This is a genomic window from Kineothrix sp. MB12-C1 (genome assembly GCF_030863805.1).
Classification (GTDB): Bacteria; Bacillota; Clostridia; order Lachnospirales; family Lachnospiraceae; genus Kineothrix.
The window spans coordinates 1,206,937-1,221,831 of sequence record NZ_CP132957.1 but is presented as its reverse complement, the minus strand read 5'-3'; the positions used below and the strand labels follow the sequence as shown (position 1 = coordinate 1,221,831).

Sequence of the window (14,895 nt, the reverse complement as noted above, 5' to 3'; positions counted from 1 at the left end):
TTCTGAATACATGAAATATGTTGGGTAATGGAGGAATAAAAAGAAAAATGAGTGATTTTATTGTAAATATTATTCACAGACCGGAAATGGTTCCGGAATATGCGGAAAAAGTAACCGGTCATGGGAAGGAAGAAGATATCGGAAGAAAGGCACTTTTACAGGAGTCTCTCGATATTTTCAGATTCCAGCAGGAGACCGCTCATAAATATGGATTGAAGACTACCATACATATGACATATGCGTCATTATTCAATGAAGAGGCGGTACAGATTGCAAAAGAGCACCACGAAAAATATGGAGATGAAATTGCGCTGTCTCTTTTAGGGTTACCGTGTACGGAGTTTCGGGAGAAATATAAGACGAAAGATTTCTGTATCTGGATGTTTTCGATGGAGGATAAGAAGTCAATCGTCAATGATGTATTCGAAAAGTTTTATGAGAAATTCGGTTTTTATCCGGAATCGACCGGTTCCTATTATATGGATGCAGAGCTGACCAACTATATAAAAGAGGCTTACCCTATGGTGAAATGTGCGGTGGCCACTTGTTGGGAAGAAGGGCCAAAAGCATACCATACATGCAATAACTCATGGTATACCTTTATGGATGGCGGTCCATGGAATCCCTGGATACCGTCCAAGCAAAACACCCACGCACCGGCAGCGAATAAGGAAGAAGACAGCGGAATTGTGGCAATTCCCCATTTGTCCAGAGACTTGATTGCCTGCTATGACGGGAATGGTTCGAATTTTGGAACACATCCGCAAAATGTACTTCGGGGAATGATATATGATACCGAAACATGGGAATATCCTTATCTTTATAATGTGATCGATCAATATAGAGACTTGGAGAAATATAATAACGGATATTCTTATAATATGATGTTCGTGGGTCCGGGCTGGCTGAACAAAATGGGAAGGTGGGAAGCCTCCTATGAACTGCTCGCTAAGAGTTATGACGATGCGATGGCTTACTATGGTAAGCTGAAGGAAGAAGGAAAGCTGACGGATATGACGATGGCGGAATTTGCTGACTATTATCGTCAGAAGAAGACTTATACTGAGCCGGAATGTGCGCTTTGGCGAGATATTCTGTATGGCTCAGAGAAACAGTTATTCTGGTATAGTGACCCGAACATGCGCGCATGTATTAATATGGATCAAGGCGGTGCTCTCGTTGATCTGCGTCCTTATGTGGCCAAACAAGAATGGCCGGTAGGAATTGGAACGAAGCATGTGACCGATGCTTCTTATCCCTTTCTTATCCAGGAAAAATATCGTGCAGGTTATTTCACCCATTATGCAGGAGAAGGAACGGTAAAAAGTGCGAGGTTGATCTATCGGGGAGAGGAAGTGGATCTGTGCTTGTGCAGGACCAAAGCACACTACTCTGAAAAGGAAACAGTCAGAATCCTAACGCTTGACCCTGTGGATATTGAGTTCTACGATTTGACAATAACCCTTCAGACCGTCATTTCATTTGAAGAAGGAAGTTCGGAGATTAAAATTGAGAGAAATATATTGCATATGAGTAATCCCGATGCGGAAGTAGAGATTGATGAATATATGGTCGGATGTTATGGAACGACGGAATATTCGGAGCCTATGGAGGGAATTACACTTAGCTGCAGGAATCAGGAATGTACGGAAATCATTTCTTATGAATATAAGTGCAGGGAGATAACTCTGTCTTGTGCGGAAGAAGTGGCAGCTCACATTCCTCAGGTAGAGACAAGGGTTTCCATGCGCACGAACCGTGCGGATGCAGAAGGGTATGTGAAGGAAGGCTATGCGTTCTCGCCGATGTATACGCTCGGTTATACGACGAAGTTGAAAGAGAAAGAGGGGTTAGTATCATGGCTCAAGCTGGAAAAGGCAGATTGAATTACAGATGTCCGTCTTGTTTTATGAGGGACTTGGATTTGGATATGTTCTATGATAAAGAGAAAGAAGAGTATTATTGCATCAGATGCCAGTATGTAGGAAACGAAGAAGATGTGCTGGAGAAGAATCAGATGGCGAGATTCCGCTATGGAGATATGAGGAAAAGATTTACAGGTTTTGGATTTGAAGGCGGATAATAAAGCAGAAGAAAAACGAAGGAGGAAGTATAGTGAATTTAGCTAACTTACTTCATGGCGGCGATTATAATCCGGAACAGTGGCTGGACTGTCCGGAGGTGCTGCAGGAAGATATAGAACTGATGAAAAAGGGCAACATCAACTGTGTGACTCTCGGAGTATTTTCCTGGTCTGTGCTGGAACCGGAGGAAGGATGCTTTTGCTTTGACTGGCTAAGGGATATCATAGATGAGTTGTATGGTAATGGAATATTCACAGTGCTGGCAACGCCTACGGCTTCGATGCCTCATTGGATGACGGCAAAATATCCTGAGATTATGCAGGTTCATGCGGATGGAAAGAAGAATCTCCCGGGGAAAAGACATAACTTTTGTTATACCTCGAAGAAGATGAGGGAGAAGGCAAGAATAATAGACAGCAAGCTGGCAGAAGCTTTTGGGAAACATCCTGCTGTATTGCTATGGCATATTTCCAATGAGCTTGGCGGTAACTTTGGTGATGGTTCCTGCCACTGTGAGGAGTGTAACCTGGAATTCCGCTTATGGCTGCAGGAAAAGTATAGGACTTTAGATCGTTTGAATCAGGCATGGTGGACGACCTTCTGGAGCCATCGCTATACGGATTGGGAACAAATTCATAGCCCTATGCCGAATGGAGAGATACTCACCCACGGTTTGAACCTGGATTGGCATCGATTCGTGACACACCAGATGACGGGCTTTTGCAAATGGGAAATCGATTCCGTCAGAGAATATTCATCCTTTCCGGTAACGACTAATTTCATGTACTTTTTTAAACCTTTGAATTATTATGAGTTGCATCGATGTGTGGATATCGTATCTTGGGATTCTTATCCGTTCTGGCATAAGAGAAAAGATGAGGTACCGGTTGCCGTGAAGACGGCAGCCGCTCACAGTATGATGAGAAGTATGAAAAAAGCCCCATTTCTATTAATGGAAAGCACTCCTTCCTGTATTAATTGGCGTGCGTTTAATCCGGTAAAGCGGCCTCATATGCATATGCTTTCCTCTATGCAAGCGGTAGCTCATGGCTCTAATTCCGTGCAGTACTTTCAGTGGAGGAAGGGGAGAGGGGCTTTTGAAAAATTTCATGGAGCAGTTCTGGATCATAAGAATAAAGAGAATACGAGAACTTTTCTGGAAGTAACACAGGTGGGGGAACGTCTTGCAAAAATGAGCGAGAAGATAGCTGCTACATGTAACAGGCCAAAGGTGGCGGTCATTTTTGACTGGGAAAACTGGTGGGCGGTAGAGGATGCTACCGGCCCGATAATCGATATCGATTATGTAAAAACGTTTCTAATGCATTTTCGCAGCTTCTGGGAAGCCGGTATTGATGTGGATGTGATCAATATGGAAGATGATTTGAAGGAATATCGAATCGTAGCGGCACCGGTGAACTATCTGTATAAAGAAAAATATGCGCAGAAGGTGGAAGACTTCGTGAGAAATGGCGGGAGCTATATTACGACCTATTGGAGCGGCGTGGTAAACGAGTCGGATCTTTGTTTTACGGAGAAGCATCCTCTGCAAGAGGTGTTGGGGATTCGGCAGGAAGAAATCGATGCCCCGGGAGAAGAGTTCCGAAATGAAATTAATTATAAAGGCAAGGCTTATCCGGTTGGACGGCTGTGCGAAGTAGTTCATGCGAAGACAGCCGAAATACTAACTGTGTATGAAAAGGAATATTATAAAGGAAGTCCCGCAATCACGAGAAACTACTTTGGTAAAGGAAATGCATATTATTTAGCGGCAGAGTTCGGACAGGAATTCTTGAATCTTTTCTATAAGGAAAGAATGCTGGAAAAAGAGCTTGTCAACCCGCTTGCGAGTGAACTTCCTTATGGCGTGACGGTATCAGTGCGGGAAGGGGAAGAGAATCTCGTTTTCCTTCAGAACTTTAACGATGCAGAAGCAGTGATTCATGATGTCGAGGCATGGGTGGATGCGGATACCGGTGAGCAAATAGAAGGAGAAATAAAACTTTCGCCCTTCGAATGCCGGATTTTAGTTGAGAAATAGAGATGCAATTGCAAAACAGGCAAGTTGTGAAAATTTCATACACAATAAATAAAGATTGTGAAGAAAGATAGTATGAAAGTTTTCCATCCTCTGGTTATGCCAAGCACTACGCTGAGTCAGAGAAGGAATCCTTTTCAGCAGAGGCTTTAAGGATTCCTATGTCTCAGCTCCGTGGCCTAAAATCGCTTGAAAAATCTTTCATACTATTCTTTCTGATTCAGATATTATAAATTGTGTATGAAATTATAGAAGTTGATGAGTTTTGCAATCATCTAATAAGAAATAAAAAGAAGGGGGAGGCGATGGGGATGAATGAATTCATACATGGTATGGATATTTCTTCTATGGATGAGGTCGTAAGGCTGGGAGGGAAGTTCTATCATAAGGGGCAGGAGAAGAGGCTTGTGGATATTCTGAAAGAATATGGAGTGAATTACATACGTCTAAGGCTTTGGGTAGATCCTTATTCGGAAGATGGGATTTCTTATGGTGCCGGAGGCGGCGATTTACAGACGACAATCGCGATAGTAAAAGAAGTGAAGGCAGCAGGGCTTAAGTATCTGCTGGACTTCCATTACAGCGATTTCTGGGCAGATCCCGGAAAGCAGATTAAGCCAAAGGCGTGGAAGAAATATGGGGACGAAGAGTTAGCGAAAGCGGTGTTCGCCCATACGGAAGATACGCTGAAGCTATTAAAGAGAAAAGGGATATTCCCGGATATGGTACAGGTGGGAAATGAAATTACAAACGGACTCCTTTGGCCTGATGCCAAGAAACCTGACTATGATAATATTGCTCGTTTTGTGAATAGAGGCATACGCGGAGTGCGGGCGGTGGATGAAGATATCCCCATTATGCTCCATTTGGACCACGGGCATGATTGGGAAATGTGTTGTGATTGGTTCGATCATTTTCTGGAGAGAGGTGAAGAATTTCAGGTGATAGGTCTATCGTATTACCCGGTTTGGAACGGAGAATTAAAAGGACTGATCGACAATATGAATCTACTGGCTAAGCGTTATGGGAAACCCATTGTCGTAGCGGAAGTAGCACAGCCTTTTACGATGGAGGATTATGCGGACTATGAAGGCCTTAAACCGGAAGAAAGAAAAGGGGCAGCAGCGAAACCTGCCTTGTTAAAGCGCCTAGAATATCCGGCAACCGAAGAAGGGCAGGTCCTTTTTATGAGAAAGTTCATAGAAGGGATCGCAGCCGTGGAAAATGGACTGGGTGCCGGATATTTCTATTGGGAACCCGCGTGGCTTCCGGTGAAAGGAAGCAGTTGGGCCACAAAGGAAGCTCTTATGTATATGCAGGACCCTGGTCCATGTGGGAATGAATGGGCGAATCAGGGCCTGTTTGATTATGATGGAAATGCGCTTCCTGCGCTGGAGGTGATTAAGTCGGCATATCTGCGGTAAGATTCTTACCTATCATTATTGTAGTTATTGCGCTCGAATGCCGGCTACGGTCTGCTCGATAATGCTAATCATGATATCCTTCGTTAGCTGACCGGAAACATAACCGAAGACATTTCCTTCTTTGTCGATCATAAAGGTAGTTGGGTAAGCGCTGATGCCATAGGTAGCTGCCATAGTACCACCGGTATCCATAGCGACCGGATAGGAGTAGCCGTTATTCTCAAGGAAGGCAGCTACTTCTTCCTCGCTTCCCTCGCGTCCTACACCCGGTGAGGCGACGCCAAGAATAATAATGTCATTGGCATTTTCTCCGTAATCTTCATATAGTTCTTGAATCTCCGGCATTTCCGCACGGCAGGGAGGACACCAGGTCGCCCAGAAATTGAGGAATACAGTTTTCCCTTTGTAATCGGAGAGCGTATGTGTATTCCCAAATTGATCGGTAAGAGTAAAGTCCGGAGCAGCAATGGTATCAGGTGCTGCTTCCTCATCTGTGGAAGGGGTATCGGCTTCCGTATTACCTGCAGTCTCGTTTGTAACACTTTCGTCACTTTTGTTTTCGCCCGTATTATTTTTATTATCAGCATTGGTACTATCGCTGACACTTGTATCGTTATCGGAATTCGCACTGTTATCGCTGCTATCGATATTGTCATTTGAAGTATCTTCTATATCATCTGCAGCATTGTTAGCGGAAGAGTTGATGCCGCTTCCCTGGGAAGTGGTTCCGATACCGGACAGATAGCTGCTAAAACCGTTCATCCAACCGGTAAACATCATGATTCCGATTAATATCATAAGGATGCCACCAATTTTAGCTGTATATTTTACTACTTGCTTATGCTTCTTGAAGAAGTCGAGTAAGGTTCCTGTGAAAATACCTACTCCCATAAAAGGAAGGACAAAGCCTAAAGTATAGACGCCGATTAAGAAAAATCCGGCTGTTGAAGATGCTGAAGAGGCCGCCATAATAAGAACGCTGGCAAGAGCCGGACCGACACAGGGTGTCCATGCGAAACTGAAGGTGAATCCGAGGATAAGAGCGGTAAGAGGATTCATCGTAAGGTTTTCCGGTTGAAAATGGAACCGCCGTTCTTTTGCCATGGAGGAACTGCCAAGAATTCCTAGTTGGGAAAGTCCGAAAAGGATGACAATCATTCCACCGATGCGTGTGAACCATGTCTGATAATTTTGGAAGAAGCGTCCGAGGGTGGTAAAGCCGAGACCCAAGAGGAAAAAGGTGAAGCTGATACCCAGTACGAAAAAGAATGTATTGAGCATAACTGTGCTTCGTTTATAGCGGACATTTCCATCATCGTCTATTGTCTTTGCCCCGCCGGACAGATATCCGATATATAAGGGAATCAGCGGCAGCACACAAGGAGAGAAGAAGCTTACTAAGCCTTGTATGAAGACAGTGATCGCCGGAATGCTTGTTTCTATGTTCAAATTCATATATTACCTCCAATTGTTTCCTTGTTTAAATAGTTTTCAGTTATTTCATTATTAATATCATCGATATAAATCTGTTTCAGACGTTCTTTACAAAGATCGTTCAAGTCCTCATAAATATGTTCCAGAACACTTCCCATACCGGAAGCGATCAGACAATCCATATCAATGCCCCCGCTTTTCCAGGAAGAAGAGACGAACTTAAAATTCAGTGCTTCGCTAATTTCATATAAAGAAAGGTCCTTCGGATTAAGCTCCAAGTGGTATCCTCCCTCCAGTCCTTCCTTTGTAGACACAATCCCTGCTTTTTTAAGCTTTGCCATAACCATGCGTACTCGTGCAGGATTTGTACATACATTCTTGGCAAGCTCTGAACTGGATACCATACAGGCTTTTCGATTTAGAAAAACCAAGGAATGTACCGCAATACAAAATTCGCTATTCATGCTATTGTTCCTCCTTTGCCTGAAGTTATATACTGTAATTATAATTGTTTCAGTTTATCTGTCAAGCGATATTCTTGATTTAATCATATTTTTATTGACAATCGATTAATTTGTAATATACCATAATTATAAACCGAAAAGGTTTATAAAGTAAAATTTAATTGTGGGGTGATTTTCTGAGCGATATATTTGACAGGCTTCCGGAAGAAAAACGCGAGCGTATTATCAATTCGGCATTATCCGCATTTGGAACAAATGGTTATAAGAAGACTTCCATAGCTGATGTAGCGAAAGCTGCTGCTGTCAGTAAACCGATGATATTCACTTACTTCGGTTCAAAGGCAGCACTTTATACCTTTCTTGCGGAGTATTCGATAGAACTCGTGCGGGAGGAATTCCGTGTGCACGCACACAAATTGCTTACCGACGATTTCTTTGAACGTATCCTCCTTTCTGCTGAAATAAAAACTGCAATGCTGAAACGATATCCGGCCATATTATCTTTTCTTACTTCTATGTATTATGAGCAAGATATGAATGTTAGACCGATATTAGAGCAACGGTTGAAGGATACAGTCCCTTTCCGGGAAGAGCAGATGATGAAAGGAATAGACACAAGCCGATTTAAAGAAGGGATAGACTTGCAGAACGTTATGAAGTTATTATCATGGGTATCTTCGGGTCTTGCAGATGAATGGCGCAGTAAAGATATCGACGCCATGGATGCTTTGCTGGGAGAGTTCAATGAGGTAATAGAAATGCTTAAAAATGTTCTATATAAGGAGGAAATATAATTATGGCAACGTTTGAAATCACTAACCTGGTAAAAAAGTTCGGAAAGTTTACGGCATTAGATGGGGTGAATATGGTAGGTGAACAAGGAGAAGTGCATGCCTTTCTCGGGCCTAACGGTTCAGGAAAGACCACAACCATTCGTTGCCTGCTCGCGATTTTAAAAGCCACATCGGGAAGCGTCATGTTGTTTGAGCAAGACGCGTGGAAGAATGCGGTGGAGTTGCATAAACGAATTGCATTTGTACCGGGAGATGTGAATCTCTGGCCGAATTTGACAGGCGGTGAAGTGATAGATTTATTCCTGACGATGCGTCGTGATAGAAAGGCAGATCAGAGCAAACTTGAGCGGCTCAAAGAGCAATTTGAATTGGACCCGAGTAAAAAATGCCGTACATACTCGAAAGGCAACCGGCAGAAGGTGGCACTTATCTCAGCCCTCGCTTCCGGTGCAGACTTATTCGTTCTCGATGAACCGACGAGCGGATTAGATCCTCTTATGGAAAAGGTATTTCAGGATCGGATCGGAGAGCTTAAAAAGGAGGGGAAAACAGTATTATTATCCAGCCATATTATGAGTGAGGTCGAGAAATTAGCAGATACAGTTAGCATTATCCGTGAAGGAAGGATAGTGGAGAGCGGTTCTATGTCCCAAATAGCGAGGAAAGCGCAAGGGAAAACATTGGAAGAGTTCTTTCTCAATGAATATGAGGGGAGGAAACAGCTATGACTTTGAACGATGGATTTGGGCGTTATCTGCGTTTTATTGCCCGCCGGGAGAGAAGGATGAGCTTGGTATGGGTGATTTGCGTTGCCGGTTCTGCAATTTTATTCGCGGGAATGTATCCCGGACTTTTTCCGGATGAGAATTCTCTCCTTATTATGGCGACAACGATGAATACCCCGGCAATGGTTGCGCTGATGGGGCCGGTATATGGTCTGGAGTCAATCAATATCTCGATTATTATGGCACAAGAATGTTTGATATGGTTTGCTATTGCAGTTGCTATTATGAATATTTTCTTTGTAAATCGCCATACGCGTATGGATGAAGAGTTGGGGCGGCACGAGATGCTGCGCGCTTTGCCCATTGGGCGATTGACCGGAGCTTGTGCGACACTGTTCGGAAGCTTCCTATTAAATGTGGTAATTTCCCTTATCATTGCTTTGGGGCTGATTGGAATTAATCTGGATGGGACAACAGTATCGGGAGCGTTTGTTTATGCTTTATCTATCGGTGTACAAGGATTTCTTTTTGCCGCCCTTACTTTATTGATGGCACAGTTGTTCTCCACTTCCAGAGCTGTGTCAGGCAGTGCGTTTACGGTTCTTGGGATATTTTATATTATGAGAATGTCCGGTGATATTGCGGACAATATACTTAGTTATATTTCGCCGATGGGATTAGGGCTTAAGGTATTGGCTTTTTATGAGAATGATTATGTTCCGTTGTGGATTCTGCTCATGGAAGCAATTGTTATCGGGTTGATCGCACTTTTCGTCTGTGCAGGAAGAGACCTTGGGGAGGGGATACTTCCGGCCCGAAAAGGAAGAGAGCATGCATCCTTCTTTTTACAAGGGGAATTGGGGCTGGCGTGGAGACTTACCCGTGGTACGATATTTGCCTGGGGAATAGGAATGTTTGTGATGGGTCTCACCTACGGTTCGGTGCTCGGCCAGATTGATACATTTGTTAATGAAAATGAAATGTTCCAAAAGATTCTGAATGCGGCGGGCTCTTATGATATTGCGAGCAATTATATCGTTCTCATACTGGCAATCGGAGCGCTTCTTTCTACGGTACCCGTAATTATGCTGGCATGCAAAATCCACTCCGAAGAAAAATATGAGCGGTTGGAACAGTTGTTTTCCAAAGCGGTTCCCAGGGAACGGATGTATTTGTCCTATATTTTTCTCGCCTTTGCGGAAAGCATAGCAGCTCCGGTTCTTATGGTGCTCGGCTTCTATACAGTAACGCAGGGTAGCGGAGCAGTGGAACTTAAGATACTTATGAAGGCTGCTCTCGTGTATCTGCCGGCCCTTTGGATCATGCTTGGATTATGTGTTCTGTTCATAGGAGTATTCCCCAAGATAACTTCTCTTGTCTGGGCAGTATTTTCCTTTTCTTTCATCATGATGTATTTTGGACGGCTGCTCGATATACCGGAATGGGTTCATAAGCTTTCGCCGTTCGGAAACATTCCGCAGTTGCCGGTAGAGGAATTCTCTGCAGCACCTCTCCTTGTTATGATATTAGTTTCCATTTTGTTTCTTGCTATCGGTATTGTGGGATATCGGCAAAGGGATATCGGTTAGACACTATAATAAATACAATACTTTGTTACAAAAAAGGAAATTTATTTAGATGGTATATTCCCGTTGCAAAATAAAAAACCCTATGATATAATAGGAATGTTGACAATGATAAAAAATTAACAATCGTTGGAATTAAGACTCACCTGCTTCGGCAGACACATTATTGTATGGAGGAAGAAACAATGGGAAAAAAGGTAGTTTTGGCAGGCGCTTGCCGTACAGCAATAGGAACTATGGGCGGAAGTCTCAGTACAACACCGGCAGCAGAGCTTGGTGCAGTAGTAATTAAAGAAGCATTAAACAGAGCGGGAGTAGCTCCCGAAGCAGTTGATCATGTATATATGGGATGTGTTATTCAGGCTGGACTTGGACAGAACGTGGCACGCCAGGCATCTGTAAAGGCAGGCTTACCGATAGAAGTTCCTGCAGTAACGGTTAACGTAGTATGCGGCTCAGGACTCAATTGTGTGAATATGGCAGCACAGATGATTATGGCAGGTGATGCTGATATCGTAGTAGCCGGTGGTATGGAGAATATGTCTCTGGCTCCTTATGCGCTTCCTCAGGCTCGTTTCGGATATAGAATGAACAACGGAACCATGGTGGATACTATGGTAAATGATGCCCTTTGGGATGCATTCAATAACTACCATATGATTCAGACAGCAGATAATATTTGTGAAGAGTGGGGACTTACAAGGGAAGAACTCGATGAGTTTGCTCTTAATAGCCAGCTCAAGGCAGAAGCTGCTCAGAAGGCAGGTGCTTTTGATAAGGAAATTGTACCGGTTATGGTAAAGAAGAAAAAAGAAATGGTAGAATTCAAAGTGGATGAAGGTCCTCGTGCAGGTAGTACGATAGAAGGCCTTGCGAAACTCCGCTCTATTAATAAAGATGGTTATGTAACAGCAGGTAACGCTTCCGGCATTAATGACGGTGCAGCAGCAATCGTTGTAATGAGCGAAGAAAAAGCGAAAGAATTAGGTGTAACACCGATGGCTACTTTCGTAGCAGGAACACTTGCAGGAGTAAGACCTGAGGTTATGGGAATCGGACCGGTTGCATCCACACAGAAGATTATGGACAAAACAGGAATGAAGATTTCTGATTTCGATATTATAGAAGCGAACGAAGCATTTGCGGCACAGTCCATAGCGGTAGGTAAGGATTTGGGAATCGATGTAGAGAAACAGCTCAATCCAAACGGCGGTGCAATTGCGCTCGGCCACCCGGTAGGAGCTTCCGGATGCCGTATTTTAGTAACGCTTCTTCATGAGATGGAAGCGAAAGATGCGAAGAATGGTCTTGCTACACTTTGCATCGGCGGTGGAATGGGATGTTCCGTTGCGGTTACAAGAGAGTAATTAATAGAAGATAGGTAACTATTACGAAGATACTATAAAATATAAAATAAGGAAAAGGAGTTACCCAGATGGAATTTATTCTATACGAACAAAAAGATGCAGTCGGCGTTATTACAATCAGCCGCGAGAAAGCGTTAAATGCGCTGAATAGCACTGTGCTTGAAGAACTTGACAAAACCCTCGATGCGGTGAATTTAGACGAAGTGAGATGTCTTATCTTAACAGGTGCCGGACAGAAATCTTTTGTAGCAGGCGCTGATATCGGAGAAATGAGCGCTCTTACGAAGGCAGAAGGTGAAACTTTTGGCAAGAAGGGTAATGATGTATTCCGTAAGCTGGAAGTTTTCCCTATTCCCGTTATTGCAGCAATCAATGGATTTGCTTTAGGCGGCGGTTGTGAGATTTCCATGAGCTGTGATATTAGGATTTGCTCCGATAATGCAGTATTCGGACAACCTGAGGTCGGTCTCGGAATTACTCCCGGATTCGGCGGAACACAGAGACTTGCGCGTTTAGTCGGTGCAGGCATGGCGAAGCAGATGATTTATACAGGAAGAAATATCAAAGCGGATGAAGCTTTGAGAATCGGCCTTGTAAATGCTGTTTACACACAAGAAGAGCTTCTTCCGGCAGCGGAGAAAATGGCAGCAGGTATTGCAAAGAATGCGCCTATCGCAGTTCGCAACAGCAAAAAGGCAATTAATGAAGGTCTTGATGTGGATATGGATCAGGCTATCGTAATTGAAGAAAAACTGTTTGGTGATTGTTTCGAATCTTATGACCAGAAAGAAGGAATGGCTGCTTTTATGGAAAAGAGAAAAGTGGAGAAATTCCTGAACAAATAGTAGATAAACCGGTAAAGATATTAACATGTAACAGTGAAGATACTGAACTGTTACCAATAAATATAAATTCAGGAGGAAACAAGATGAAAGTAGGTATTATTGGTGCTGGTACAATGGGCGCAGGCATTGCGCAGGCTTTTGCACAGGCGGAAGGATACGAAGTATTTCTTTGTGATATCAATGAAGAATTTGCTGCAAACGGCAAGAAAAGAATTGCAAAAGGTTTTGAGAAGAGAATTGCGAAGGGCAAAATGGAACAAGCGGCAGCAGATGCGATTCTTGCTAAAATTACAACCGGTGTAAAAACTATTTGCACAGACTGTGATTTAGTAGTGGAAGCAGCTCTTGAAGTTATGGATGTTAAGAAGCAGACTTTCAAAGAATTACAGGATATCTGCAAGGCAGACTGTATCTTCGCTACCAATACCTCTTCCCTTTCTATTACAGAGATCGGTGCAGGACTTGACAGACCGGTAATCGGTATGCACTTCTTCAACCCGGCTCCTGTTATGAAGCTTGTAGAAGTAATTGCAGGTCTTAATACACCGGAAGAAGTAGTTGACAGAATTAAAGCGATTTCTGAAGAAATCGGCAAGACTCCTGTACAGGTGAACGAAGCAGCAGGATTTGTTGTTAACAGAATTCTCATTCCTATGATTAACGAAGCTATCGGCATCTATGCAGAAGGCGTTGCCAGCGTAGAAGGAATTGACAGCGCTATGAAATTAGGAGCAAATCACCCGATGGGACCTTTGGCTCTCGGCGATTTGGTAGGTCTTGATATCGTACTCGCGATTATGGAAGTTCTTCAGAGCGAAACAGGCGATTCCAAATACCGTCCTCACCCTCTTCTTAAGAAAATGGTTCGCGGCGGACAGCTCGGAATGAAGACAGGAAAAGGCTTTTACGATTATTCTAAATAAAACTTTATGGAGGAAATAAGAACATGGATTTTATGTTAAGTAAACAACATGAGATGGCAAGATCCCTTTTCAGAGAATTCGCTGAAACAGAAGTGAAGCCATTAGCGCAGGAAGTAGATGAAACAGAAACATTTCCGAGAGGAACCGTTGAAAAAATGGCAAAAGCAGGATTTCTTGGTATTCCGATACCGAAGGAATACGGCGGACAGGGTTGCGATCCTTTGACCTATGCTATGTGCGTGGAAGAGCTTTCCAAGGTTTGTGGTACGACAGGTGTTATCGTTTCTGCACATACTTCTCTTTGCTGTGACCCTATTCTGACATACGGTACAGAAGAGCAGAAGAAGAAATACTTACCGCCCCTTGCAAAAGGTGAGAAATTAGGTGCTTTCGGTTTGACAGAGCCCGGTGCAGGTACAGATGCACAGGGACAGCAGACAAAGGCTGTTCTCGACGGTGATGAGTGGGTACTTAACGGCTCCAAAATTTTCATTACAAACGGTAAAGAAGCAGATATTTATATTATTATTGCAGTTACAAGCGTTTCCACCGATGCGAGAGGCAGAAGCAAGAAGATTATTTCTGCTTTTATCGTGGAAAAAGGAACTCCGGGCTTCACCTTCGGTACGAAGGAGAAAAAAATGGGTATCCGCGGATCCTCTACTTATGAATTGATTTTCACTGACTGTAGAATTCCGAAGGAAAATCTGTTAGGTGCAGAAGGTAAGGGATTTGGTATCGCTATGCATACATTGGATGGCGGACGTATCGGTATCGCAGCTCAGGCGCTCGGAATTGCAGAAGGTGCTTTGGAAAGAACTGTTGAATATGTGAAGGAAAGAAAACAGTTCGGCAGATCGATCGCAGCTTTCCAGAACACACAGTTCCAGCTTGCTGATATGGATACGAAAGTAGAGGCAGCTCAGTTACTCGTTTATAAAGCGGCAATGGCGAAAGCAACACAGAAAAATTACTCGGTGGAAGCAGCAAAAGCAAAATTATACGCAGCAGAAGTTGCCATGGAAGTGACGACTAAGGCTGTACAGCTTCACGGTGGCTATGGCTACACGAGAGAGTACGATGTAGAGCGTATGATGCGCGATGCTAAGATTACCGAAATCTACGAAGGAACCTCCGAAGTTCAGAGAATGGTAATCTCTGGTGCATTACTGAAATAATAACACGAGAAAATGAAAATATAAGGAGTGAAA

The 14,895-nt window shown here is 43.5% G+C and carries 13 protein-coding genes; 11 read left to right on the top strand and 2 right to left on the bottom strand.

The window, feature by feature from the left end:
* Positions 1 to 47: 47 nt before the first annotated feature.
* The 4 genes from RBB56_RS05680 (at position 48) to RBB56_RS05665 (ending at position 5,546) form a co-directional block, all read left to right on the top strand.
* Positions 48 to 1,886 (top strand): hypothetical protein, encoded by a 1,839-nt coding sequence (locus tag RBB56_RS05680; protein ID WP_306721414.1) that lies wholly within the window; start codon positions 48 to 50, stop codon positions 1,884 to 1,886.
* A complete protein-coding gene (locus RBB56_RS05675) occupies positions 1,859 to 2,083 on the top strand; it encodes a hypothetical protein (protein ID WP_306721413.1) in 225 nt (74 codons plus the stop codon). Before RBB56_RS05680 ends, RBB56_RS05675 begins: the two co-directional genes overlap by 28 nt.
* A gap of 32 nt (positions 2,084 to 2,115) precedes the next feature.
* The gene (locus RBB56_RS05670) at positions 2,116 to 4,125 is read left to right on the top strand and encodes a beta-galactosidase (RefSeq protein WP_306721412.1); all 2,010 of its coding nucleotides are present in this window, start codon (positions 2,116 to 2,118) and stop codon (positions 4,123 to 4,125) included.
* 308 nt (positions 4,126 to 4,433) lie between these two features.
* Positions 4,434 to 5,546, top strand: coding sequence for a glycoside hydrolase family 53 protein (locus tag RBB56_RS05665; protein WP_306721411.1), 1,113 nt, complete (start codon positions 4,434 to 4,436; stop codon positions 5,544 to 5,546).
* A 24-nt stretch (positions 5,547 to 5,570) separates the two neighbouring features.
* Here the strand turns inward: RBB56_RS05665 and RBB56_RS05660 are convergent, their stop codons facing one another.
* Together RBB56_RS05660 and RBB56_RS05655 are read right to left on the bottom strand one after the other, a co-directional pair.
* On the bottom strand, positions 5,571 to 7,001 hold the full coding sequence (locus tag RBB56_RS05660; RefSeq protein WP_306721410.1) for a redoxin family protein: 1,431 nt from the start codon (positions 6,999 to 7,001) through the stop codon (positions 5,571 to 5,573).
* Positions 6,998 to 7,444 (bottom strand): RrF2 family transcriptional regulator, encoded by a 447-nt coding sequence (locus tag RBB56_RS05655; RefSeq protein WP_306721409.1) that lies wholly within the window; start codon positions 7,442 to 7,444, stop codon positions 6,998 to 7,000. Before RBB56_RS05655 ends, RBB56_RS05660 begins: the two co-directional genes overlap by 4 nt.
* A 161-nt stretch (positions 7,445 to 7,605) precedes the next feature.
* Between RBB56_RS05655 and RBB56_RS05650 the strand changes: the two genes are divergently transcribed.
* From RBB56_RS05650 to RBB56_RS05620, 7 genes are all read left to right on the top strand, one after another.
* On the top strand, positions 7,606 to 8,238 hold the full coding sequence (locus RBB56_RS05650; RefSeq protein ID WP_306721408.1) for a TetR/AcrR family transcriptional regulator: 633 nt from the start codon (positions 7,606 to 7,608) through the stop codon (positions 8,236 to 8,238).
* Positions 8,239 to 8,240: 2 nt separating this feature from the next.
* On the top strand, positions 8,241 to 8,966 hold the full coding sequence (locus RBB56_RS05645; protein ID WP_306721407.1) for an ABC transporter ATP-binding protein: 726 nt from the start codon (positions 8,241 to 8,243) through the stop codon (positions 8,964 to 8,966).
* Positions 8,963 to 10,552 carry an ABC transporter permease gene (locus tag RBB56_RS05640; protein ID WP_306721406.1) on the top strand — a complete coding sequence of 530 codons (1,590 nt, stop codon included), beginning with the start codon at positions 8,963 to 8,965 and terminating at the stop codon, positions 10,550 to 10,552. Before RBB56_RS05645 ends, RBB56_RS05640 begins: the two co-directional genes overlap by 4 nt.
* Before the next feature lie 182 nt (positions 10,553 to 10,734).
* Positions 10,735 to 11,916 carry an acetyl-CoA C-acetyltransferase gene (locus RBB56_RS05635; protein WP_306721405.1) on the top strand — a complete coding sequence of 394 codons (1,182 nt, stop codon included), beginning with the start codon at positions 10,735 to 10,737 and terminating at the stop codon, positions 11,914 to 11,916.
* Positions 11,917 to 11,984: 68 nt separating this feature from the next.
* The gene (locus RBB56_RS05630; protein WP_306721404.1) at positions 11,985 to 12,761 is read left to right on the top strand and encodes an enoyl-CoA hydratase-related protein; all 777 of its coding nucleotides are present in this window, start codon (positions 11,985 to 11,987) and stop codon (positions 12,759 to 12,761) included.
* Positions 12,762 to 12,844: 83 nt separating this feature from the next.
* Positions 12,845 to 13,684, top strand: a complete 840-nt coding sequence (locus RBB56_RS05625; protein WP_306721403.1) for a 3-hydroxyacyl-CoA dehydrogenase NAD-binding domain-containing protein — start codon at positions 12,845 to 12,847, stop codon at positions 13,682 to 13,684.
* Between the two features lie 23 nt (positions 13,685 to 13,707).
* Positions 13,708 to 14,862 (top strand): acyl-CoA dehydrogenase, encoded by a 1,155-nt coding sequence (locus tag RBB56_RS05620; protein ID WP_306721402.1) that lies wholly within the window; start codon positions 13,708 to 13,710, stop codon positions 14,860 to 14,862.
* The last annotated feature ends 33 nt before the right edge of the window (positions 14,863 to 14,895 follow it).